Raw genomic sequence first — 21,868 nt, 5'->3', positions numbered from 1 at the left:
GTGGGAGAGGGCCGGGGTGAGGGCATCAGGCCGCACTTTCCCTTTCAGGCCGCACTCCCCCATTACGAATATTTCTTCGTGCGCCGTGTCGGCGCGGTATTCGCCGGATCGTCCGGCCAGACGTGTTTGGGATATCGCCCCTTCATCTCTTTCTGCACTTCACGATAGCTCCCCGCCCAGAACGCCCTCAGATCGCGGGTGATCTGCAAGGGACGATGCGCAGGCGAAAGCAGCTCAAGCACTAACGGCACGCGCCCTTCAGCGATGGACGGCGTGGTGGCCTCACCAAACATCTCCTGCATCCGAACCGCCAGCGCTGGCGGATTATCCTCATGATAACGAATGGCAATCCGACTCCCGGTTGGCACAGTGTAATGCCCAGGCAGTTCACTATCCAGACGTTGACGTAACGACCAGTCCAGTAAATTCTGTAACGCTGCCTTAACATCAAGCGCCTTAAGGGCGCGCAGGGAGTGTACGCCGCTCATCTGCGGCAACAACCACTGTTCAAGCGTCGCGAGCAGCGTCTCATCATCCACCGCTGGCCACCCCTTTTCGGGCAGCCACTTCGCGGCGCAGTGCAGACGTATACGATATTGTTCAGCCTCAGGCGTCCAGTTCAATACGCTCAGCCCTTTTTCCCGAATGCCGTTCAGCATCGCCTGGTGTAACTCTTCCTCCGACGGCTTAGCCAGCGGTTTTGTCCCGAGCGTCAGTTTGCCAATCTGGCTACGACGGAACGCCTTCAGCGTGCCCTGGGCATCATCCCATTCGACAATGTCAGATTGCTGAAGCAGCTGCGGGCAGGCACGCGTCAGGGCGTCAATATCTACGGCAACCGCCTGCAAGATGCGCGCATCCGGGGAGTGACTGCCCTGGAGTAAGAGCGGCGCGATCAGCCATTCATGACGCGTCAGAGCATCATCGCTGTCCAGCATCGCGCCCATCCCATTTGCCAGTTGATAACGACCATCCAGCCCGCGACGGCGCGCGATTCTGTCCGGGAAGGCCTGGGCCAGCAGAGGGATAACTTTATCGCTGTCAGGCGATCCTCCCCGGCTCTTCAGGCGGTGACACAACTGCTGCGCGCGCTGTTGCCAGTTTCCCTGATGGCGTGAAAAGGCCTGTCCCAGATCGCTGCTGCCACCGCGCGGCGGCTCCTCAAGAATAGCCGCCAGTTTTGCCGCCGTGGCAATTTCATCGTCGCCTTGTGCTGCCACCAGCATCGCTGCCAGACGCGGATCGTTGCCCAGCGCCGCCATTTTCTGGCCGCGCGCCGTCAGTCGCTCGCCTTCCAGCGCGCCAAGCTGGGTCAGCAGGCTGCGCGCGGCGGAAAGGTTCACAACAGGCGGAGGATTAAGCCAGGTGAGCTGGTCAGGGTCCGGGCAGCCCCACTGCATCAGATCCATTACCAGCCCGGAGAGATCGCTTTGTAAAATCTCAGGCGTACTCTGCAATGCCGCACGCTCCGCCTGCTCGGCGCTGGTTAAATGCAGGCAAATACCCGGCTCAAGACGCCCTGCTCGCCCTGCGCGCTGCACCATGGAGGCCTGGCTGATGCGCTGCGTCAGTAGCCTGGTCAGCCCGGTACGCGGATCAAAACTGGCCACCCTCTCCTGCGTACTGTCCACCACCAGGCGAATGCCTTCGATGGTCAAACTGGTTTCGGCGATATTGGTCGCCAGTACCACTTTGCGCTGCCCCGCCGGTGCGGGAAGGATCGCCTTGCGCTGGTCAGCCAAATGCAGCGCGCCGTAGAGCGGGCACAGCATAACGTCACTGCTCACCCGGGATGCCAGTTGCTCCTGTACGCGCTGGATTTCGCCTACGCCGGGTAAAAACAGCAGCAGCGAGCCGGGTTCCTGACGGAGCAATTCGGCGGTGGCGATGGCAACGGCTTCGTCAAAACGCTGATGGGCAGGCAGCGGCTGATAGCGGCGCTCGACCGGGAACGCACGCCCTTCAGAGGAGATCATCGGCGCGTCAGGGAGCGTCTGCCGGAGCCGCTCGTTATCCAGCGTCGCCGACATAATCAGCAGCCGAAGGTCGTCGCGCAGCCCCTGCTGAACGTCGAGCAGCAGCGCAAGGGCCAGATCGGCCTGGAGGCTGCGCTCGTGAAATTCATCAAGGATCACCAGCCCGACGCCGCTCAGCTCCGGATCGTTTTGCAGCATACGGGTGAGAATGCCTTCAGTGACCACCTCCAGCCGCGTAGACGGGCCAATGCAGGTTTCGGCGCGCATCCGGTACCCTACCGTCTCGCCCGGTTTTTCATTCAGCAGTTCCGCCAGGCGCTGCGCCACATTGCGCGCCGCCAGCCTGCGCGGTTCCAGCAGGATAATTTTCCCGCTGATGCTCCCCTCGCGCAGAATTTGCAGGGGCAGCCAGGTGGATTTACCCGCTCCGGTGGGCGCGCTGAGCAAAACCTGTGGCGCATGTTCTAAGGCTGCGAGTAGCTCAGGAAGGACGACGGCGACGGGCAAAGAGGACACTTACGGCTCCAGAGGGTTAACATTAATCGGCGTACATTGTAGCATCGGCGCATATCATTACCGAGTCTTGCGCATGTCTGAGTCAAAACGGCTATTCTTCGCCATTGAATTACCCACCACGCTTCAACGGCAAATTGTTCGCTGGCGCGCCAGCCACTTCCCCGCGGATGCGGGCCGCCCTGTCGTCGCCGCCAATATGCACCTGACGTTAGCTTTTCTTGGCGAGGTGAGCGCAGAAAAGCAGCGCGCGTTAAGCGCAATGGCCGGACGCATTTCTCAGCCGGGTTTTACGCTGCATCTTGACGATGCCGGGCAATGGCTGCGCTCTCGGGTGGTCTGGCTGGGGACGCGGCAGCCCCCCCGCGGACTGCTCCAGCTCGCCAACATGCTGCGGGCACAGGCCGCGCGCAGCGGCTGTTATCAGAGCCCGCAGCCGTTTCATCCCCACATTACCCTGCTGCGCGATGCGGGTCAGGCTGTTGCCATCCCGCCACCGGGCTTTCACTGGTCCTTTCAGGTGAATGAATTTGCGCTGTACGAATCTGCCTTTGTACAAGGACGCACCCGCTATACTCCGCTCCAGCGCTGGACGCTGGGCGATACGTTAAGGAATCCTGATGAAGTTTAGCCCTGCACTCCAGCCCGCCACGCTGATCCAGCGTTACAAACGCTTTCTCGCTGACGTGATCACGCCTGAGGGCGAAACGCTCACGCTGCATTGTCCTAACACCGGCGCCATGACCGGTTGCGCCACACCGGGTGACACGGTCTGGTATTCCACATCAGAAAATACTAAACGCAAATATCCTCATACCTGGGAAATGACCGAGACGCAAAGCGGGGCATTTATTTGCGTTAATACCCTGCGCGCAAATCAGCTGGTTAAGGAAGCCCTGACAAATGGAATCCTTCCTGAACTGGTGGGTTACGGCACGCAAAAAAGCGAAGTGAAATATGGCGATGAAAGCAGCAGAATTGATTTTATGTTACAGGCGGAAGACCGCCCTGAGTGCTATATTGAAGTGAAATCAGTGACGTTAGCGGAAGAGGAAAACGGCTTCTTTCCGGATGCGGTAACGCTACGTGGCCAGAAGCATCTGCGGGAGCTAATGAGTGTAGCGGCGGCGGGCAAGCGCGCCGTGTTGCTGTTTGCGGTTCTGCATTCAGCCATTGAACGGTTTTCCCCGGCCCGTCATATTGATCCTAAATACGCGCAATTGTTGAATGAGGCACAAAAGCAGGGGGTAGAGATTTTCGCTTATAAAGCGGAACTTTCTGCCGATAATATGACTCTGAGATCCTCTCTTCCCATTGTCCTATAAGGGATTAGACGATTGACTAATAAGTGTTCTGGCCGCGTGCGCAAATACGCTTTTCCTCACAGGGTTGTCAAGTGTTACGTTTAGATAATTGCCATACGGAAAAGCATCTGCTATTTATAGCGACCTGATTTTTCCCCCAACACGGGGATCGATAGTGCGTGTTAAGGAGAAGCAACATGCAAGAAGGGCAAAACCGTAAAACATCGTCCCTGAGTATTCTCGCCATCGCTGGGGTGGAGCCGTATCAAGAGAAGCCGGGCGAAGAGTATATGAACGAAGCCCAGCTGTCGCACTTCAAGCGTATTCTTGAAGCATGGCGTAATCAACTCAGGGATGAAGTCGATCGCACCGTTACACATATGCAGGATGAAGCTGCTAACTTCCCGGATCCGGTCGACCGTGCCGCTCAGGAAGAAGAGTTCAGCCTCGAACTGCGTAACCGTGACCGCGAGCGCAAACTGATCAAAAAGATCGAGAAAACGCTGAAAAAGGTCGAGGACGAAGATTTTGGCTACTGCGAATCCTGCGGTGTTGAAATCGGTATTCGTCGTCTGGAAGCGCGTCCAACAGCCGATCTGTGCATCGACTGTAAAACGCTGGCAGAAATCCGCGAAAAACAGATGGCTGGCTAACGCCTTCCCTCTCACTACTCTGCTAAGGCGGGAGTTTCTCCCGCCTTGTTACCGTTGATATGTCTGAATCTCACTATATCGGGCGCTTTGCGCCATCTCCCTCCGGTGAATTACACTTCGGCTCATTAATTGCCGCGCTCGGCAGCTACCTACAGGCTCGCGCCCGTCAGGGTAAATGGCTGGTTCGCATTGAAGATATCGATCCTCCGCGTGAAGTTCCCGGTGCGGCAGAAACTATTCTGCGTCAGCTGGAACATTACGGTCTTCACTGGGACGGCGACGTACTCTGGCAGTCTCAACGCCATGATGCCTACCGTGAACGTCTGGCGTGGCTTGCTGAACAGGGCCTTTCCTATAACTGCACCTGCACGCGTGCGCGAATTCAGAGCGTGGGTGGCGTTTACGACGGCCACTGCCGTACGCGGCACAACGGCCCTGAGAATGCCGCCGTACGGCTGATACAGCGCGCTCCGGTGACGCAGTTTACCGATGTCCTCTCAGGAACCATTCAGGCGGATGATCGTCTGGCGCGTGAAGATTTTATTATTCACCGTCGCGATGGCTTGTTTGCCTATAACCTGGCGGTAGTTGTCGATGACCATTTCCAGGGCGTCACGGAAATCGTGCGTGGGGCGGATTTGGTTGAGCCTACCGTGCGGCAAATATCGCTTTACCAGCAGTTTGGCTGGACGGTGCCGGATTACATCCATCTGCCGCTGGCGGTCAATGAACAGGGGAGTAAGCTGTCAAAACAGAATCATGCCCCGGCGCTGCCTGACGGCGATCCGCGCCCGGTATTGATCGACGCGCTGCGATTTCTCAACCAGAATGTAACGCAGGAATGGCAGGATCTGAGTCTGGATGAATTGCTGAAAACGGCCATTGCTGACTGGACGCTTATGGCCGTGCCAAAAATCCAGCATTCTCAAATGCGTTGCGCTGAGCTATGATTAGCCGCTTTTTTGATAACAAAACACACTACGAGGTGTACTATTTTTACCCGAGTCGCTAATTTTTGCCGTAAAGTGCTGAGCCGCGAAGAGAGCATGGCGAATGATGCTATTGCACAGCCACACATGTCGGTCATTCCGCGTGAGCAGCACAATATTTCCCGCAAAGATATCAGTGAAAATGCCCTCAAGGTGCTCTATCGTCTGAATAAAGCAGGCTACGAGGCCTATCTCGTCGGCGGCGGGGTGCGCGATTTACTGCTGGGCAAAAAACCAAAAGATTTCGACGTGACGACCAGCGCCACGCCTGAACAGGTGCGTAAATTATTCCGCAACTGCCGTCTGGTTGGTCGCCGTTTCCGTCTGGCGCACGTGATGTTTGGACCAGAAATTATTGAAGTGGCGACCTTCCGCGGTCACCACGAAGCGGGCGTCAACGATCGCACAACTTCCCAGCGCGGCCAAAACGGCATGCTGCTGCGCGACAACATCTTCGGCTCTATTGAAGAAGATGCTCAGCGTCGCGATTTCACCATCAACAGCCTTTACTACAGCGTGGCGGATTTTACCGTGCGCGATTACGTCGGCGGTATGCAGGATCTGAAAGACGGCCTGATTCGCCTGATCGGCACGCCGGAAACGCGCTATCGCGAAGATCCGGTCCGGATGCTGCGCGCCGTGCGTTTCGCCGCCAAGCTAAACATGCGTATCAGCCCGGAAACCGCAGAGCCGATCCCGCGCCTGGCGACGCTGATTAACGACGTCCCCCCTGCCCGTCTGTTTGAGGAGTCGTTAAAGCTGCTCCAGGCAGGCTACGGGTTTGAAACCTACAATTTGCTGCGTGAATACAACCTGTTCCAGCCGCTGTTCCCGACCATTACCCGCTACTTCACCGAAAACGGTGACAGCGCAATGGAGCGGATGATTGCACAGGTGCTGAAGAACACGGATACCCGTATTCATAACGATATGCGCGTGAATCCGGCGTTCCTGTTCGCGGCCATGTTCTGGTATCCGCTGCTGGAAACGGCGCAGCGCATTACCCAGGAGAGCGGCCTCGCCTATTATGATGCGTTCGCGCTGGCGGCAAACGACGTGCTGGACGAAGGCTGTCGCACGCTGGCGATCCCGAAACGTATTACCACGCTGGTGCGTGATATCTGGCAGCTTCAGCTGCGTATGTCCCGCCGTCAGGGTAAACGTGCCTGGAAACTGATGGAGCATCCTAAGTTCCGCGCCGCGTTCGATTTACTCTCTCTGCGTGCTGAAGTCGAAAGAAACCAGGAGCTACAGCGCCTGGCGCAGTGGTGGGGAGAATTTCAGGTCTCTGCACCACCGGAGCAAAAAGATATGCTCACGGATCTCGATGACGAGCCGGCACCGCGCCGTCGTCACCGTCGCCCGCGCAAGCGCGCGCCGCGTCGTGAAGGCACAGCATGACCCTTGCGTATATTGCCATCGGCAGCAATCTGGCCTCTCCGCTTGAGCAGGTTAACGCTGCCGTTCAGGCGCTGGGGGAGATCCCGCAAAGCCATATCGTGGCGGTCTCCTCCTTTTACCGTACGCCCCCGCTCGGCCCGCAGGATCAGCCTGATTATCTGAACGCCGCCGTGGTGCTGGAAACAGCCCTTGACGCAGAAACGCTGCTGGATAATACCCAGCGTATTGAGCTACAGCAGGGTCGCGTACGTAAAGCCGAACGCTGGGGACCGCGCACGCTCGACCTCGATATTATGCTTTTCGGCCACAAGGTGATTAACACCGAGCGCCTCACCGTTCCGCACTATGACATGAAAAACCGTGGGTTTATGCTCTGGCCACTGTTTGAAGTCGCCCCCGATCTCACCTTCCCTGACGGCACCTCGCTGAACGCCGTTCTGCAAAGCCTCAACGCGGAAAAACCGGTCCGCTGGTAATCCCGTGTCACCCCCGATTAGCCATGTGTTAAATATGGTTAATCGATTGCCTAAAATCATTGTTCCCTCGAATGTTACTGTTAGAATGCGCAAAGATCCGCTTTTGGGCCATCAGGAAACAGTATGAAACCAACTACCATCTCCTTATTGCAGAAATGCAAGCAGGAAAAGAAACGCTTCGCCACTATCACCGCGTATGACTACAGCTTCGCAAAACTGTTTGCCGAAGAAGGGATCAACGTCATGCTGGTCGGAGACTCGTTAGGGATGACGGTACAAGGACATGATTCTACTCTGCCGGTCACGGTCGAGGATATTGCTTACCATACCCGCGCCGTGCGCCGGGGTGCGCCCGCCTGCCTGCTACTTTCCGATCTGCCGTTTATGGCGTATGCCACCCCGGAACAGGCCTTTGAAAATGCGGCAACTGTGATGCGCGCCGGCGCCAATATGGTCAAAATCGAAGGCGGCGACTGGCTGGTCGATACGGTGAAAATGCTCACCGAACGGGCCGTGCCAGTTTGCGGGCACTTAGGGCTGACGCCGCAATCCGTGAATATCTTTGGCGGTTATAAAGTTCAGGGGCGTGGCGATGCGGCGCAGACGCTGTTTGATGATGCCCTGGCGCTGGAAGCCGCTGGTGCACAGCTGCTGGTGCTGGAGTGTGTGCCGGTTGAGCTGGCTAAGCGTATCACTGAGGCGCTGTCGATTCCGGTGATCGGCATCGGCGCGGGCAACGTCACCGATGGCCAGATTCTGGTCATGCACGACGCCTTCGGGATCACCGGCGGTCACATTCCAAAATTTGCTAAAAATTTCCTGACAGAAGCAGGCGACATGCGTGCTGCTGTGCGGCAGTATATTGCCGAGGTTGAGTCCGGCGTTTATCCGGGCGAAGAACACAGTTTCCATTAAGGAGTCCAAGTGTGCTAATCATAGAAACTCTGCCGCTGCTGCGCCAGCATATCCGCCGTGCACGTCAGGAAGGTAAACGTATCGCCCTCGTCCCGACCATGGGCAATCTGCACGACGGCCATATGAAGCTGGTCGATGAAGCGAGAGCCCGTGCAGATATCGTGGTAGTCAGTATCTTCGTTAACCCGATGCAGTTCGATCGCGAAGACGATCTGGCGCGCTATCCACGTACCTTGCAGGAAGATTGCGAGAAGCTCAAAAAACGTCATGCGGATATCGTCTTCGCACCGGCCCCCGCAGATGTTTATCCTCAGGGTACCACTGAAGCGACCTACGTCGACGTACCGGGTATATCGACCATGCTGGAGGGTGCCAGCCGTCCGGGCCATTTCCGCGGCGTTTCCACCATCGTCAGCAAGCTGTTTAACCTGGTGCAGCCGGACATCGCCTGCTTTGGCGAGAAAGATTTCCAGCAGCTGGCGCTGATCCGCAAAATGGTTGCCGATATGGGCTACGACATAGAGATTGTCGGCGTGCCGATTGTACGTGCGAAAGATGGCCTGGCGCTTAGCTCCCGTAACGGCTATCTGACTGCGGAACAGCGTAAAATTGCGCCAGGCTTAAGCAAAGTCATGAATACCATGGCAGAGCAACTGCTGGCAAAAGAATTAACCGCAGAAGAAATCATCGCTCTGGCTGAACAGGCGCTGAACGAGAAAGGTCTTCGTGCTGACGACGTTCAAATTCGGGATGCCGATACGCTTCTGGAACTCTCAGATACCAGCAAACGTGCGGTAATTCTGGTGGCGGCTTGGCTCGGCCAGGCCCGCCTTATCGACAACAAAGTGGTTGAACTGGCGTAGTTTTACTACCCGGAAGTGAAAGGTAAACGTAATGATTCGCAAAATGCTACAAGGTAAGCTTCACCGTGTGAAAGTCACCCAGGCCGACCTGCACTATGAAGGCTCCTGCGCGATCGACCAGGATTTTCTCGACGCGGCGGGTATTCTCGAAAACGAAGCTATTGATATCTGGAACGTTAATAACGGCAAACGCTTTTCAACGTACGCGATTGCCGCTGAACGCGGGTCTAAAATCATCTCCGTTAATGGGGCAGCGGCGCACTGCGCGGACGTGGGTGATATCGTCATTATTGCCAGCTTTGTGATGATGTCTGACGAAGAGGCACGTCGCTGGCAGCCAAAAGTGGCATACTTTGAAGGCGATAATGAAATGAAACGTATTGCGAAGGCAATTCCGGTTCAGGTTGCCTAAGCCAATAGTACTGTTATAAATTACCCGACAAATAGGTTGGGTAATTTATACATAATTAAAATGAATAGCGTTCTTTTTATATATTTTTATTAATATATTCAAGTCACCCTGCCGAACACCTGCTCATCAAAATAATGAACAATTATTATCATTCACTATTAAATAATCATATTGACTTAAAGATCGTTTAAGTATTTCTAACGCCTAACGGCTTCTCACAACCATTACTCATCACTTAGAATCCTTTTCCCGAAGCATCTGTTCGGAACGAACATAAGCCTTGCTTATGTTCACTTTTCTAGCATTTAAATATGGATATAAAAAATGTCTTTTAATAAATTAGGTCTGGCAACTGTAGTAGCAATGGTTCTGAGTGCGGGTTCTGCAATGGCAGCTGATATTCCTTCAGATACAGGCACTATTACTTTCCACGGTATGGTTTCTAATAACACCTGTAAAGTATCCCTGGATCAGAAGATTGACCAGGATGGTAATGATTTTGACGTTAACCTGGATACCGTGTTTGTAAAAGACTTCGCTAATGCGCTGGGTACCACCAGCACCCTGGGAGAAAAGAAATTCTCCCTTACCCTGACAGGTTGTGATTCTGCTACCGTCAACCAGGCATCTGCTCAGTTTGATTCCTGGGCGGGTTCTTCTTCAACTTCCGGCGGTCTGCTGGTTCCACCATCAAATACTCAAGGCGCCGCTAAAAACGTCAATCTGGTACTGTCAAACGATGGCAACTCCGCTACCGATCAGATCAAACTGGATCAGACCAACAATACCCAGAAAGCAACGATTGATACCACAGGCGCAGGCGCACTTTACTACCGTGTAGCGTATACCCAGGGTCAGAACTGGGATGCGGCCAACAACCCAGTGTCAGCTGGTGTGGTTCAGGCACAAGCTGCATTCACCATGATCTACGAGTAATTTTAAGCGTATAAATAAAATGCTCATATTATCCCCTGACGTACGTCAGGGGACTATTGATATCATTCCAACAGGAAGTGGAAAAATGTTAAGCACATCATTTTATAAAGGATTTAAAGCTGCCTGCTTTACAGCTGCTGCTGTCGCGTCATTCCAGGCAAGCGCAGATATCGTTATTTCGGGAACACGTATTGTTTATCAGCAGTCGCAAAAAGATGTCATCGTTTCTTTAGACAACCGTGGCAAAAAACCACTATTAGTTCAATCATGGCTCGATGACGGTCGCGATGACACCAATCCACAGGAATTAAAACTACCGTTTATTATTACTCCACCAGTATCCCGAATTGATCCGCAAAAAGGTCAATCCGTTCGGATCTCGTACCTGGGTGGTTCATTGCCGCAAGATCGCGAATCCCTATTCTGGTTCAATGTGCTCGAGATTCCACCGAAGTCAAAAGTGAAAGACGGTGAAAATCCTAACCAGCTCCAGCTGGCATTCCGCACACGTATTAAACTCTTTTTCCGACCTGACGGCCTGAAAGGTACGCCAGGAGATGCAGCAGCCAAAGTAACGTGGTCACAACAAAAACAAGGTAATACGCTAAACCTGATCGCACACAATGATTCCCCTTACAACGTATCTATTTCAAATGTAAAGCTGAAATCAGCAAATAAAGAGTACCAGGTTGAGCATAAATCTATTTTACCGTTTAGTACTCAAATTATGCAGGTAAAAGGTTTAGGTAGTACTGCCACCGGCACTGTTGCTTACGAAACCATTAATGACAATGGCGGCTCTGATACTTTTGAAAGCAAAGTAAATTAATAACCGCACCACCGCCACATTATAAATATAACACGTATGAATGATTCATAGCATTCATACGACGACTTGTCTGGATGAAGCATGCTATTTCAACGATCAATTTTATGTCTCGCAATCTGTGCAGCATTTCCTCTGCATGCCAGCGAGACTGAAAAAAAAGCTGTAGACACCTCATCCGAAACAGAATCGGCCATTGAATTTAATGACCAGTTCCTTATCGATAATGGTGGAGGTATCAATGTCGATCGTTATGCTTATGGCAACCCAGTTATGCCAGGTACTTACCGTGTAAAAGTGAATTTGAATGGCAATTCAAAATCCACGGTCGAGATGACATTCATTGATAACAAAACGCCACGTGCCTCAGCATGTCTGACTAAACTCACGCTGACACAGGCAGGCGTTGATACCAGCATACTAGGCGATGATGTCAAAAACGACGAAACGTCTTGCGTAGATATCAAAAAATATTATCCCGGTGCTTCTGAAAATTTTGATAGTAGCAAGCAGGAAATGGATCTTAATTTCCCGCAAATCTACGTGCTTAAGCTTCCAGCAGGGTATGTCGATCCTTCATTATGGGATAATGGTGTTCCGGCCGGATTACTCTCATACGATCTTAATACCTGGCACAGCGAGTCAAACGGCACCAATTCAGATACCGCTTATGCGGGCTTGCATTATGGCCTGAACGTGGGGCCGTGGCGTTTACGTTCTCGCGGCAGTCTGAACTGGGACAGCGATAATGGCACACATTATTCCAGCCAGGATATCTACCTCCAGCGAGACATCACACCACTTAACGCACAGATGGTAATGGGTGATTCCTACACACGCGGTGATGTCTTTGACTCGGTGAGCCTGCGTGGTGCGCGTATGTATAACGATGACCGCATGCTCCCGGAAGGCACCTCTGGCTACGCGCCAGTAATTCGTGGTGTGGCAAACAGTAACGCCAAGGTTAGCGTAACGCAAAGCGGCAATAAAATTTATGAAACCACCGTTCCACCCGGTGCTTTCGAGATCAATGACCTCAGTACAACAGGCTATGGCAATGATTTGATTGTCACTGTAGAGGAAGCCGATGGAAGTAAACGGACGTTTACCGTTCCGTTCTCCTCAGTTACACAAATGCTCCGCCCAGGCTCCAGCCGCTGGGATGTGGGTTTAGGTGAGCTGAATGATGATTCATTGCACGATAAGCCAAACGTTGGCTACGCAACTTACGCGTATGGTCTGAATAATACCTTTACCGGTTACGTGGGTGCGCAATATACGGATATGGATTTCTACGCCGGCCTGCTTGGTCTGGCTATGAATACCCGTATTGGTGCATTCGCATTAGATGTTACCGGGTCCTATGCCGATATCGACGGGCTGGACACGCTTAAAGGGCAAAGTTATCGGCTGACCTACAGCAAAATGCTTGAAGCTACTAACACATCTCTTAACGTGGCAGCTTATCGCTTCTCTACAGAAGATTATCTCAGCCTTAACGATGCCGCCTCATTGCAGGACAGTATTCATCACGAGGAATATGGCAATCGATCTTATGACAGCAATGCCGAGCTTTATGCTGATTATCAGCGTACCAAAAACCAGATACAGGTCAGCCTGAATCAGCCATTGAATGTTAACGGTGATGAATACGGCTCACTCTATATTAGCGGCACCTGGCAGGATTACTGGAATGACTCTAGCTCCACTTCCGACTACAGCGTGGGTTACAACAATAGTTTTGCTTACGGTAGCTATAGCGTTTCTGTGCAACGCACGTACAACGAAACAGGGGAAAAGGATGACAGCGTTTATTTAAACGTCAGTATTCCATTCAGCATATTCAATAAAGATAGCGCGCAGTCAGGCGGATTCAATAACGTCAACATGAGCCTGCGCACTGATTTAAAAGGCGGTACCAGTTTTAACTCTACGGCAAGCGGCAACTCCAAAAACAGTGAAGTGAGCTATTCCGTTAGCGCCTCATCAAGCGGGGGCAACTACGGCAACCTGAACCAGGTCAGTGGCTATAGCTCATGGAACAGTCCTTACGGGCCGCTCGGTGTCTCAGCGTCCTTTGGCGATGACAATAGTAAACAGTATTCCGCGAGTTATAACGGCGGAATGGTTGTTCACTCGGGTGGCGTTGTATTTACATCCGGCAGTATCGGCGAAACGGATTCACTTGCGCTGGTAAAAGCAAGTGGCGCAACGGGTGCTCGGCTGGGTTACGGCCAAAGCCGCATTAACAGCTCCGGGTACGGGATTATGCCGTATATGTCAGCCTACAGAGAAAACCGAGTATCGCTCGATATCAGCACTCTCGAAGCAGACGTTGAAATCAAAAATACCAGCGCTGTTGCCGTACCTCGCAATGGCTCCGTTGTATTAGTGAATTTTGAAACGGATGAAGGTCGTTCGCTTGTTCTGGAATTACAACGTTCTGATAACGGCTTTATTCCGTTAGGTGCAGACGTTCTGAATGAGAAAAACGAATCTATCGGAACGGTAGGCCAGGCAGGACAAGCTTATGTACGCGGTGTGGAAGACAAAGGCGCTCTCCGGGTGGTATGGGGAAGCGATGGATCCAGCTCTTGCACGGTGCATTATCAGATTCCTGAAAATGCGAAGAAAGCAGGCTTAACCACGATTCTGAGTAATCAACAGTGCCAAATGTAATGATGTTAAAACAGGGAATCACACCCATGGGAAATAATATGAAGAAAAATCATTGCGGTTATTCATTAATCGCATTAGCAATGTTAGCGATGTCAGGTTCTGCTGCGGCAGCCGATCTCAATGTTAACTTCACTGCCAATATCCGCGAAACCACCTGCGATATGAAACTGGTCGGCGGTACGGGTTCAGATACGCAGCAAACGCTGACTATCGGTAATAACGGTCAGGTACGTTTAGATGATGTCAAAGCCGGAACGGCAAATGCCAATTTCAAAATTGTGCTCGTTGAATGCCCGGCGTCGCTAACCTCGTTAAAAACAACCGTAAAAGGAACCAAATCAGGTTATTTAGCTAGCGGCCTTGTTAACCAGATTGCAAAAACTAACGGTGGCGCTGATTACTCTGCGGCTGAAATCGCCAGAGCCGATGCACCAAATACTCCTTTTATCATTAACTCAACCCTGGATTCAGAGCGCCTGGTCTGGAGTCCGACAGAAATCCAGAATAAGGAAGTTGCTCTGGTGGCCACCTTACGTGAAACAAAAGAAAACAGCATGACCATTGGTGATTTTCAGGCCGTGGCGACCTTTGAATTTAGCTACGAGTGATTAGTGCAGGAAAACGGAGCAACATTATGAAATTCAATTCTACTTTTATCGCCCTGTCCGTTTCTGCTCTTCTGTTCTCGGGAATGGCAAGCGCAGCAATTACAGGCACCCCTAGTGTCGAATTAACGATTAAATCAAAAATTGTATCAGGCACATGTACCGCAAAAGTACTTAACGATGCAGGCACAGCCTCCACTGAAATTGCGTTCGGCGACGTATACAAATCCGATCTGGTGAACAAAACCCGTGTCGAGCCGCTCAAGATTAGTTTCACCAACTGTTCTGGAGTAACCAAGGCAACGGTGTCCGCTGCGAAAGGCGCTGGTGGTGAATGCAGTGGCGTCAACAAGACGGGTGATTCTTACTCTGGCGGCTTAGCAACGGGCTTTGAGATCTGGTCGGGTGTTGTCGATACTGGCGAGCTTATGAGCTGTAACACGCCTTCGGCTGCTAAGGATGTCACCATTACTGATGGTACCGGTGAATTCCCGATGAATTCCCGTATCGTTATCGGGCAAGGCCAAACCATTGCTGATGTAGGCGCGGGGGCGGTTACTGCGCCAGTCACGTTTACTATCGCTTATCCATAATACCAGGAACCAGTATGCAACAATCACCGTTTATTTTATACCAGCCCGGTCTTGTGTTGCTTATGGGCTTGGCTGGTGGCATCTTGCCTGGCGTAAGCCAGGCAAGCTCAGGATTAGACGTAAATATTACCGCTAACATTGTTAATAGCACCTGTAAGATGACCGTGGAAAATGACGGCGAAATTTATCTCCCCAATGCGATGCGCAGTTGGTTTTATAACCCGGATGGTAGCGATCGTTTTACTGCAACCGATGATGCAGGTGGTACGCCTTTTAAGATCCATGTAGATGATTGCTATGGAGACAGCGGTACGGCTAAAAAGCTGAGTTTTAGCTTTTCGCCGCAGTCGGGTTTCTGGCCAGGACAAAATCAGGTTTTCAAAAGTGATGATACCGCCGCAGGCGCGGCAAAAAATGTCGGCGTCGTCGTTTTCTCTGAAAAATATAAAAAGAATGTTTTAAACAACGACGGCACGTCAAAAATCACTTTTGACGTAAGCGGTCAGGATACTGCATTTTTAACGGATTATCAGTTCTATGCCCGATATCAAAATATTGGCGTAGTGGCTGGTGGTGTAGTTACCAGTAAAGTATTGGTTGACGTCACTTACGAATAATAATCAGAACAGGAAAAAGGATGAGAATGTTCAACTTTATAAGACAGGGTTTCAACGTGAAAGGCACAATGACGTTTGCCATGGCGAGCGCGTTATTTACCCTCAGCCACTCCTGCTGGGCAGGGGAGTGCCAAATGAATAATGGAAAAGGCGGCACAACCACGCTAATCAATTCTGACTACTCAGGTGGCACCGTACGTCTTCCCCCTCCGGGTAACTACGCCAGTACTCTTTTTAACGTTAACCTGACACCAGGCATTCAGGCCAAATGTGGTCCGGGGGACGATGGTTTTAACCTCGTGTCACAAACAAACCCGACCTTGCTAATGGGGAGTAGTTATGGCAGGGCTATGTTTGAAACAAATATTCCGGGGATTTATTATTCCGTAAGGGTGCACACCGCAGAAAGCACTGGAGGCATGGGTGGTTACTTCGCTATGAATACTACTGGCTGGACTACCGTTGCCTCCTCCGGAAAATCTGACCCGTGGGATGAAAAATGGATAAACACCTCAGTTCAAATTTATATTGATGAAGGTTACAGAGGCAACCCGAACAAAGAAACCTCAATCAGACCCAAACCCGGCACTCTGGGTAAAATGGCTATTGGTAATCCAGATGATAGTGACAACCAACCATGGACATTTATGGTCAACGAGGACTCATTCCAGATCCCGATCGTTCTTCCAACCTGCGACATGGCCATGCTATCGGATGGTACTAATAATGTTAACCTGGGAGAATATTATGTTTCAGATATTAAAAACAATCGGGTTAAGGATATCCCTTTTTCCATTAGCTTAAGCAATTGTACCGGTGTGGCAAATATCACAACCAAACTCACCACCTCAAAGCTAACCGGAAAAAATAATGATCTTCTTGGTAATACGCTTTCGTCCGGAGCTGAAGGCGCAGGCGTGAAAATCATGTATAACGGAACCTCTCAACTTCTGCCGAATAATCCTGACTCATCCTATGTCATAACGGATTACCAAACCCCTGAATCCAAGCAAATTAATTATGTTGCTCAACTGGTAGCAAACGGAAACACAGTGAAACCGGGGTCGTTTAAAGCCACCGGCGTATTCACCCTTTCATACGATTAACCGCTATCCCTGCGGCTGATTACTGATCAGCCGCGACATCGTCTCCAGTGAGTCCGTTCTTAAGATATACAAACGCTTCAACAGGAACGGATTATCCCCCGGCTTCACCTTCCCCTTCATCGTCGTCACTGCCATATGAAAACCAGCCTCATTCGCTGCCTTTATCGCTTTATTGTCATAACCGCCAAATGGATACGACACATACAATACGCGCGGGTTGAACTGCGCCAGTGCACGACGTGAGCGTTCAAAATCAAACAGGATCACGTGATAGCTACGGCTCAACAGGATGGGGTGTTTATAGCCATCCACGCGATGCAGGAAATGAGTGTGAGACTGAATGTCGAACACATCCTGGATGCCCTTAATTTCCTGAATGCTCATAAACTGCAGCGATTTTGGATCCCACTTCTGCGGGTGGCCTTTGATTCGGGATGAAATTATAAACGCCGTCGCGTTGAAGCCATACTCTTTTAGCACCGGATACGCATAGCGGCTCACCGATTTCAGGCCATCATCAAAAGTGATCACCACCGCTTTCGCGGGCAGGTTCATCTTGTTACGTACGTACCCTTCAAGCTGGTACATCGTCAGCGTGGTATAGCCCTGATCGCGTAACCAGGCCATCTGATTATTAAACGCACGTACGCTGGTCGTCGTGGAGGTATGTCGAAAACGGGTGTTCTCTTCATCACGCAAAATATGATGGTAGGTCAGAACCGGTAGCCCGTTATCTTCCTGCGCATCCAGGCTGCTTACCCATGCCAGACGATTACCGATACGGATCTGGAACCAGGTCTGGTTCAGGCGGTCTTTCAGCTTATTCAGAATCGGATAGCGAAGATTAGCGCTTAAGGTGCCAAAGGGCGCGCTTCCGCTGCTGGGGGCGTTATACACCGGCGTGTCTTTCCAGGTAATGAGGTTTTGATTACTGAGCGGCTTGTTCAAGTCACCCAAACTATCCTCAACGCGTTGTTTGCCCTGAACTTTTTCAAGGTGGTCTTTATCAATAAACCCCGTACCGAATCCGAAACGAAATTCATAGTAATCCGCCGCGGCCGGAAAGACAGCGAGGATCTGCCCGGCGCGGACATTCCCCACATTCACAACGGCATTTCCCACCTGCGCCCAGATGGCCGCATCTTCGGTGGTTTGCATATATTGGGCAGGAAGGCCTTGCTGACTGGTCAGGCTGGCAGACGCACCACCGGAAACCACGAGCAGAAGGATAAAGATAACGCGTTTGAGCATGGAATATAAATCGACACAGAAAATCAGCCGCCATTGTAACAAAAGCGGCATCAATACCAATGTTTAATGCTTATACAGATCGTGAAGCAGAACAAAAGGCGGGTTCTTCTGCTGCTGGTGCCACAAGCTGCTCACGCCCGGCGAGCCCTGCGCCACAATGGCGTGACGAAACTCAGCGCTGCTCAACGTTGCGCGCAGCGGATACATCGCTTCGAGTAAAGGCAGGCTGATACCGGAGATTACTTCACAGTTATCGTGCTTATGGCTCATTAGGGCAGCCGCACGGTATGGCGCCGCGCCGGATCTGTCAGTGAGAAAAATCACGCCATCGCCGGTGTCGGTTTCATGCAGCGCGTCACACATCATCCGGCTGAGCATATTGGTGCTCAGCCCTCGCCAGTAATTTACCGCACGACATTGCGCCAGGGGGCCAAATCGGGCCTCCAGCTTAAGCAGCATTTCCTGTGCCTCTTCATCGTGGCAGGTGATCACCCATCCCAGCATAACGTCTCTCCTTAGCAGGCGAGTAGTTTATCCAGGTGAAGGTTAGTTTACGGTGATAACTGTCAAAGAAAGTGCCCGGCAAACAGAACGTCGCCGGGCAGAAGGTTAGCTACGCAGCCCGCGTCCGCGCTGGATCAGATACCAGCACAGCAGATAGAATGCCACGATAAACACCACCAGCACCACAACGGTGGTGAACAGCGGGACATCGGCAATGCCGAGGAAGCCAAAGCGGAAGCCGCTGATCATGTAGACAATCGGGTTCAGGTGCGACAGCGCCTGCCAGAACGGCGGCAACAGCGTCAGGGAGTAAAACACCCCGCCCAGATAGGTCAGCGGCGTCAGCACGAAGGTCGGGATCAGGCTGATGTCATCAAACGTTTTAGCAAACACCGCGTTCAGCAGCCCGGCGAGGGAGAACAGGATCGCCGTCAGCAATAATGTGAGCGCCACGAACAGCCACGAATGCACCTGGAACGGGACGAAGAACAACGAAATCGCCGTCACCAGAATCCCCACGCACAGCCCGCGCGCTACGCCGCCGCCCACGTAACCGGCGATGATCACATGCGTTGGCACCGGGGCCACCAGCAGCTCTTCAATGTTGCGCTGGAACTTGGCGCTAAAGAACGACGACGCTACGTTCGCGTAAGCGTTGGTGATCACCGCCATCATGATCAGGCCCGGCACGATAAACTGCATATAGGTAAAACCGTGCATCTCACCAATGCGGGAGCCAATCAGGTTACCGAAAATGATGAAGTAGAGCGTCATGGTGATCACCGGCGGCACCAGGGTTTGCACCCAGATACGCATAAAGCGGTTAATCTCTTTTGCCCAGATGCTTTTCAGCGCGACCCAGTAAAGATGCGTCATGCCTTGTCTCCTTGTTTGTCGTGCACCAGAGAGACAAACAGCTCTTCCAGTCGGTTTGCTTTGTTACGCATGCTTAATACCTGAATGCCCTGCGCACTCAACTGTGAGAACACGCTGTTGATACCCTGCTCGCGCAGCACTTCTACCTCCAGCGTCGAGGTATCAACCAGGCGATAGTTGTAGCCCTCCAGTTTCGGCAGCGCGCTTTTCGCCGCCAGATCGAGGATAAAGGTCTCTGATTTGAGCTTGGAGAGCAGATTCTTCATCGAGGTGTTTTCCACCAGCTCACCGTGCTGAATGATGCCGATATTGCGGCACAGCATTTCCGCCTCTTCCAGATAGTGCGTGGTCAGAATGATGGTGGTGCCTTTATCGTTCAGATCTTTCAGGAAGCCCCACATGGAACGACGCAGTTCAATATCCACGCCAGCAGTCGGCTCATCAAGGATAAGCAGCTTTGGCTCGTGCATCAGCGCGCGGGCAATCATCAGGCGGCGCTTCATCCCCCCGGACAACATCCGCGCGCGTTCGTTACGCTTCTCCCACAGGTCGAGCTGTTTCAGATACTTTTCGCTGCGCTCAAGCGCCTCTTTGCGCTCAACGCCATAATAACCCGCCTGGTTAACAACAATCTGCTGTACCGTCTCAAACGGGTTGAAGTTGAACTCCTGCGGCACCAGCCCCAGCTGACGCTTGGCGTTGACCACATCTTTTTGCAGATCGTAGCCAAACACGCTGACGCGGCCGGAGGTTTTGTTGACCAGCGAGCTGATGATCCCGATGGTGGTGGATTTCCCCGCCCCGTTCGGCCCCAGAAGCGCGTAGAAATCTCCCGCTTCGACTTTAAGATCTATCCCGCGCAGCGCCTGAACGCCCCCCGGGTAGGTTTTTTTGAGCTGTTCAAGCTCCAGTGCAATCGCCATGAATTCAACTTACCTTAAGTTCTGACACACGTTGTGTGGTTTCATTAAAAGTCGGGTTACCCTATAGTAGCGCAACGCAATCACTTGGTTACAGGTCGCTAACCTCCATGAACGACATAGATACACTCATCAGCAACAATGCACTATGGTCAAAAATGCTGGTGGAGGAAGACCCCGGATTTTTTGGAAAACTCGCGCAAGCGCAGAACCCGCGCTTTCTCTGGATTGGATGTTCTGACAGCCGTGTCCCCGCCGAACGTCTGACGGGTCTTGAACCTGGCGAACTGTTTGTTCACCGCAATGTGGCTAACCTGGTTATTCATACCGATCTCAACTGCCTTTCGGTTGTGCAGTACGCCGTTGACGTTCTTGAGGTTGAGCACATCATTATTTGTGGCCACTACGGCTGCGGCGGCGTGCAGGCGGCGGTCGAAAACACAGAGCTGGGGTTAATCGATAACTGGCTGCTGCACATTCGTGATATCTGGTTCAAACATAGCTCACTGCTGGGCGAAATGCCGCAGGAGCGCCGTCTCGACACCCTGTGTGAGCTGAACGTAATGGAGCAGGTCTATAACCTGGGCCACTCGACGATTATGCAGTCTGCCTGGAAACGCGGGCAGAAGGTCTCCATCCACGGCTGGGCGTACGGTATTCACGACGGTCTGCTGCGCAATCTGGAAGTGACCGCCACCAACCGCGAAACGCTGGAACAGCGTTACCGATCGGGAATTGCCAACCTCAAGCTTAAGCATGTGAACCATAAATAACAAAGCCGGGGGTTTTCACCCTCTCCCTGTGGGAGAGGGCTGGGGTGAGGGCATCAGCCCGCAATTATTCGTCCAGAATCACTACTTTCCCAACATACGGCAGATGGCGATAACGCTGCGCGTAATCAATGCCGTAACCCACCACGAATTCGTCCGGGATGGAGAAACCAACGAACTCCACCGGCACCTGCACTTCACGGCGCTCAGGCTTATCCAGCAGGGTACAAATCGCCAGTGATTTTGGTTCACGCAGGCTCAGGATCTCACGCACTTTAGAGAGCGTGTTGCCGGAGTCGATGATGTCCTCAACAATCAACACATCTTTGCCACGAATATCTTCATCCAGATCTTTCAGGATTTTCACATCACGGGTTGTGGACATGCCGCTGCCGTAACTGGAGGCGGTCATAAAATCGACCTCGTGCGGCACCTGCACTTCACGGCACAGGTCTGCCATGAACATGAAAGAACCACGCAACAGACCGACCAGCACCATTTCGCTGCCGCTGTCCTTGTAATGTTCGGTGATTTGACGACCCAGTTCAGCGATACGCGCTTTGATCTCGGCTTCCGGGATCATCACTTCAACAGTATGTTTCATATTACTAACCAAATGATTTTAGTGAAAATCTCTCAATGCGGATGACTCTCGTTCCGGCATCGATACGCAAGCCAGCCAT

23 protein-coding genes are annotated in these 21,868 nt (G+C 52.2%); 17 read left to right on the top strand and 6 right to left on the bottom strand.

The features are described 5' to 3' along the window. Positions 1-62: 62 nt before the first annotated feature. Positions 63-2,492: an ATP-dependent helicase HrpB gene (gene hrpB / locus L3069_RS03920; RefSeq protein WP_038415367.1), complete on the bottom strand. Its 2,430-nt coding sequence runs from the start codon at positions 2,490-2,492 to the stop codon at positions 63-65. Positions 2,493-2,565: 73 nt separating this feature from the next. On the opposite strand from hrpB, the gene thpR reads away from it, so the two are divergent. From thpR to L3069_RS03840, 16 genes are all read left to right on the top strand, one after another. Then, a complete protein-coding gene (thpR, locus tag L3069_RS03915) occupies positions 2,566-3,120 on the top strand; it encodes an RNA 2',3'-cyclic phosphodiesterase (protein ID WP_038415365.1) in 555 nt (184 codons plus the stop codon). Beyond that, positions 3,110-3,814 (top strand): DNA/RNA nuclease SfsA, encoded by a 705-nt coding sequence (gene sfsA, locus L3069_RS03910; RefSeq protein WP_023299353.1) that lies wholly within the window; start codon positions 3,110-3,112, stop codon positions 3,812-3,814. Before thpR ends, sfsA begins: the two co-directional genes overlap by 11 nt. 176 nt (positions 3,815-3,990) lie before the next feature. Beyond that, positions 3,991-4,446, top strand: coding sequence for an RNA polymerase-binding protein DksA (gene dksA, locus L3069_RS03905; protein WP_001155232.1), 456 nt, complete (start codon positions 3,991-3,993; stop codon positions 4,444-4,446). A gap of 59 nt (positions 4,447-4,505) precedes the next feature. Then, positions 4,506-5,396 (top strand): tRNA glutamyl-Q(34) synthetase GluQRS, encoded by an 891-nt coding sequence (gene gluQRS, locus L3069_RS03900; RefSeq protein ID WP_022647088.1) that lies wholly within the window; start codon positions 4,506-4,508, stop codon positions 5,394-5,396. Positions 5,397-5,438: 42 nt separating this feature from the next. Beyond that, the gene (gene pcnB / locus L3069_RS03895; protein ID WP_071785222.1) at positions 5,439-6,836 is read left to right on the top strand and encodes a polynucleotide adenylyltransferase PcnB; all 1,398 of its coding nucleotides are present in this window, start codon (positions 5,439-5,441) and stop codon (positions 6,834-6,836) included. Then, entirely contained in the window at positions 6,833-7,312 is a 480-nt protein-coding gene (folK, locus tag L3069_RS03890) for a 2-amino-4-hydroxy-6-hydroxymethyldihydropteridine diphosphokinase (RefSeq protein ID WP_038415362.1), read from the top strand. Before pcnB ends, folK begins: the two co-directional genes overlap by 4 nt. Positions 7,313-7,435: 123 nt before the next feature. Next, positions 7,436-8,227 (top strand): 3-methyl-2-oxobutanoate hydroxymethyltransferase, encoded by a 792-nt coding sequence (gene panB / locus L3069_RS03885; RefSeq protein WP_022647086.1) that lies wholly within the window; start codon positions 7,436-7,438, stop codon positions 8,225-8,227. A gap of 11 nt (positions 8,228-8,238) precedes the next feature. Next, the gene (gene panC / locus L3069_RS03880) at positions 8,239-9,090 is read left to right on the top strand and encodes a pantoate--beta-alanine ligase (protein WP_022647085.1); all 852 of its coding nucleotides are present in this window, start codon (positions 8,239-8,241) and stop codon (positions 9,088-9,090) included. Between the two features lie 31 nt (positions 9,091-9,121). Next, entirely contained in the window at positions 9,122-9,502 is a 381-nt protein-coding gene (gene panD / locus L3069_RS03875) for an aspartate 1-decarboxylase (RefSeq protein ID WP_022647084.1), read from the top strand. Between the two features lie 324 nt (positions 9,503-9,826). Continuing rightward, entirely contained in the window at positions 9,827-10,438 is a 612-nt protein-coding gene (locus L3069_RS03870; protein ID WP_023299349.1) for a fimbrial protein, read from the top strand. An 85-nt stretch (positions 10,439-10,523) separates the two neighbouring features. Then, on the top strand, positions 10,524-11,267 hold the full coding sequence (locus L3069_RS03865) for a fimbrial chaperone (RefSeq protein ID WP_022647082.1): 744 nt from the start codon (positions 10,524-10,526) through the stop codon (positions 11,265-11,267). Positions 11,268-11,348: 81 nt separating this feature from the next. Continuing rightward, complete coding sequence (locus L3069_RS03860; RefSeq protein WP_038421468.1) at positions 11,349-13,943, top strand: outer membrane usher protein; 2,595 nt, start codon at positions 11,349-11,351, stop codon at positions 13,941-13,943. Between the two features lie 38 nt (positions 13,944-13,981). Further along, positions 13,982-14,551 carry a fimbrial protein gene (locus L3069_RS03855; RefSeq protein WP_032625598.1) on the top strand — a complete coding sequence of 190 codons (570 nt, stop codon included), beginning with the start codon at positions 13,982-13,984 and terminating at the stop codon, positions 14,549-14,551. 26 nt (positions 14,552-14,577) lie between these two features. Continuing rightward, positions 14,578-15,141, top strand: coding sequence for a fimbrial protein (locus L3069_RS03850; RefSeq protein WP_038415359.1), 564 nt, complete (start codon positions 14,578-14,580; stop codon positions 15,139-15,141). A 14-nt stretch (positions 15,142-15,155) separates the two neighbouring features. Next, positions 15,156-15,758 carry a fimbrial-like protein gene (locus tag L3069_RS03845; protein ID WP_038415358.1) on the top strand — a complete coding sequence of 201 codons (603 nt, stop codon included), beginning with the start codon at positions 15,156-15,158 and terminating at the stop codon, positions 15,756-15,758. Positions 15,759-15,778: 20 nt separating this feature from the next. Beyond that, positions 15,779-16,864: a fimbrial protein gene (locus tag L3069_RS03840; protein WP_051979812.1), complete on the top strand. Its 1,086-nt coding sequence runs from the start codon at positions 15,779-15,781 to the stop codon at positions 16,862-16,864. Positions 16,865-16,867: 3 nt separating this feature from the next. Here the strand turns inward: L3069_RS03840 and L3069_RS03835 are convergent, their stop codons facing one another. The 4 genes from L3069_RS03835 to L3069_RS03820 all read right to left on the bottom strand — a co-directional run bounded on the left by L3069_RS03835 (position 16,868) and on the right by L3069_RS03820 (position 20,418). Next, the gene (locus L3069_RS03835; protein ID WP_038415356.1) at positions 16,868-18,115 is read right to left on the bottom strand and encodes a polysaccharide deacetylase family protein; all 1,248 of its coding nucleotides are present in this window, start codon (positions 18,113-18,115) and stop codon (positions 16,868-16,870) included. A gap of 63 nt (positions 18,116-18,178) precedes the next feature. Further along, on the bottom strand, positions 18,179-18,619 hold the full coding sequence (locus L3069_RS03830) for a PTS sugar transporter subunit IIA (RefSeq protein WP_022647075.1): 441 nt from the start codon (positions 18,617-18,619) through the stop codon (positions 18,179-18,181). 105 nt (positions 18,620-18,724) lie between these two features. Next, positions 18,725-19,495: an ABC transporter permease gene (locus L3069_RS03825; RefSeq protein WP_022647074.1), complete on the bottom strand. Its 771-nt coding sequence runs from the start codon at positions 19,493-19,495 to the stop codon at positions 18,725-18,727. Next, positions 19,492-20,418 (bottom strand): ABC transporter ATP-binding protein, encoded by a 927-nt coding sequence (locus L3069_RS03820; RefSeq protein ID WP_003856300.1) that lies wholly within the window; start codon positions 20,416-20,418, stop codon positions 19,492-19,494. The genes L3069_RS03825 and L3069_RS03820 overlap by 4 nt, the downstream gene beginning before the upstream one ends. Before the next feature lie 107 nt (positions 20,419-20,525). On the opposite strand from L3069_RS03820, the gene can reads away from it, so the two are divergent. Further along, positions 20,526-21,188, top strand: a complete 663-nt coding sequence (gene can, locus L3069_RS03815; protein WP_003856301.1) for a carbonate dehydratase — start codon at positions 20,526-20,528, stop codon at positions 21,186-21,188. A gap of 64 nt (positions 21,189-21,252) precedes the next feature. On the opposite strand, the gene hpt is transcribed toward can, so the two are convergent. After that, positions 21,253-21,789, bottom strand: a complete 537-nt coding sequence (gene hpt, locus L3069_RS03810; protein WP_003856303.1) for a hypoxanthine phosphoribosyltransferase — start codon at positions 21,787-21,789, stop codon at positions 21,253-21,255. Between the last annotated feature and the right edge of the window lie 79 nt (positions 21,790-21,868).

The sequence above is a fragment of the Enterobacter cloacae complex sp. ECL411 genome, assembly GCF_021869665.1.
Lineage (GTDB): Bacteria > Pseudomonadota > Gammaproteobacteria > Enterobacterales > Enterobacteriaceae > Enterobacter > Enterobacter intestinihominis.
The sequence above is the reverse complement of the archived record's forward strand: the minus strand, read 5'-3'. Positions and strand labels throughout refer to the sequence as shown.

Coding starts and splice junctions, on each gene's coding strand:
- thpR (WP_038415365.1), top strand. CDS start 2,566: ATGTCTGAGTCAAAACGGCTATTCTTCGCCATTGAATTACCCACCACG.
- sfsA (WP_023299353.1), top strand. CDS start 3,110: ATGAAGTTTAGCCCTGCACTCCAGCCCGCCACGCTGATCCAGCGTTAC.
- dksA (WP_001155232.1), top strand. CDS start 3,991: ATGCAAGAAGGGCAAAACCGTAAAACATCGTCCCTGAGTATTCTCGCC.
- gluQRS (WP_022647088.1), top strand. CDS start 4,506: ATGTCTGAATCTCACTATATCGGGCGCTTTGCGCCATCTCCCTCCGGT.
- folK (WP_038415362.1), top strand. CDS start 6,833: ATGACCCTTGCGTATATTGCCATCGGCAGCAATCTGGCCTCTCCGCTT.
- panB (WP_022647086.1), top strand. CDS start 7,436: ATGAAACCAACTACCATCTCCTTATTGCAGAAATGCAAGCAGGAAAAG.
- panD (WP_022647084.1), top strand. CDS start 9,122: ATGATTCGCAAAATGCTACAAGGTAAGCTTCACCGTGTGAAAGTCACC.
- L3069_RS03870 (WP_023299349.1), top strand. CDS start 9,827: ATGTCTTTTAATAAATTAGGTCTGGCAACTGTAGTAGCAATGGTTCTG.
- L3069_RS03865 (WP_022647082.1), top strand. CDS start 10,524: ATGTTAAGCACATCATTTTATAAAGGATTTAAAGCTGCCTGCTTTACA.
- L3069_RS03860 (WP_038421468.1), top strand. CDS start 11,349: ATGCTATTTCAACGATCAATTTTATGTCTCGCAATCTGTGCAGCATTT.
- L3069_RS03855 (WP_032625598.1), top strand. CDS start 13,982: ATGAAGAAAAATCATTGCGGTTATTCATTAATCGCATTAGCAATGTTA.
- L3069_RS03850 (WP_038415359.1), top strand. CDS start 14,578: ATGAAATTCAATTCTACTTTTATCGCCCTGTCCGTTTCTGCTCTTCTG.
- L3069_RS03845 (WP_038415358.1), top strand. CDS start 15,156: ATGCAACAATCACCGTTTATTTTATACCAGCCCGGTCTTGTGTTGCTT.
- L3069_RS03840 (WP_051979812.1), top strand. CDS start 15,779: ATGAGAATGTTCAACTTTATAAGACAGGGTTTCAACGTGAAAGGCACA.
- L3069_RS03835 (WP_038415356.1), bottom strand. CDS start 18,115: ATGCTCAAACGCGTTATCTTTATCCTTCTGCTCGTGGTTTCCGGTGGT.
- L3069_RS03830 (WP_022647075.1), bottom strand. CDS start 18,619: ATGCTGGGATGGGTGATCACCTGCCACGATGAAGAGGCACAGGAAATG.
- L3069_RS03825 (WP_022647074.1), bottom strand. CDS start 19,495: ATGACGCATCTTTACTGGGTCGCGCTGAAAAGCATCTGGGCAAAAGAG.
- L3069_RS03820 (WP_003856300.1), bottom strand. CDS start 20,418: ATGGCGATTGCACTGGAGCTTGAACAGCTCAAAAAAACCTACCCGGGG.
- can (WP_003856301.1), top strand. CDS start 20,526: ATGAACGACATAGATACACTCATCAGCAACAATGCACTATGGTCAAAA.
- hpt (WP_003856303.1), bottom strand. CDS start 21,789: ATGAAACATACTGTTGAAGTGATGATCCCGGAAGCCGAGATCAAAGCG.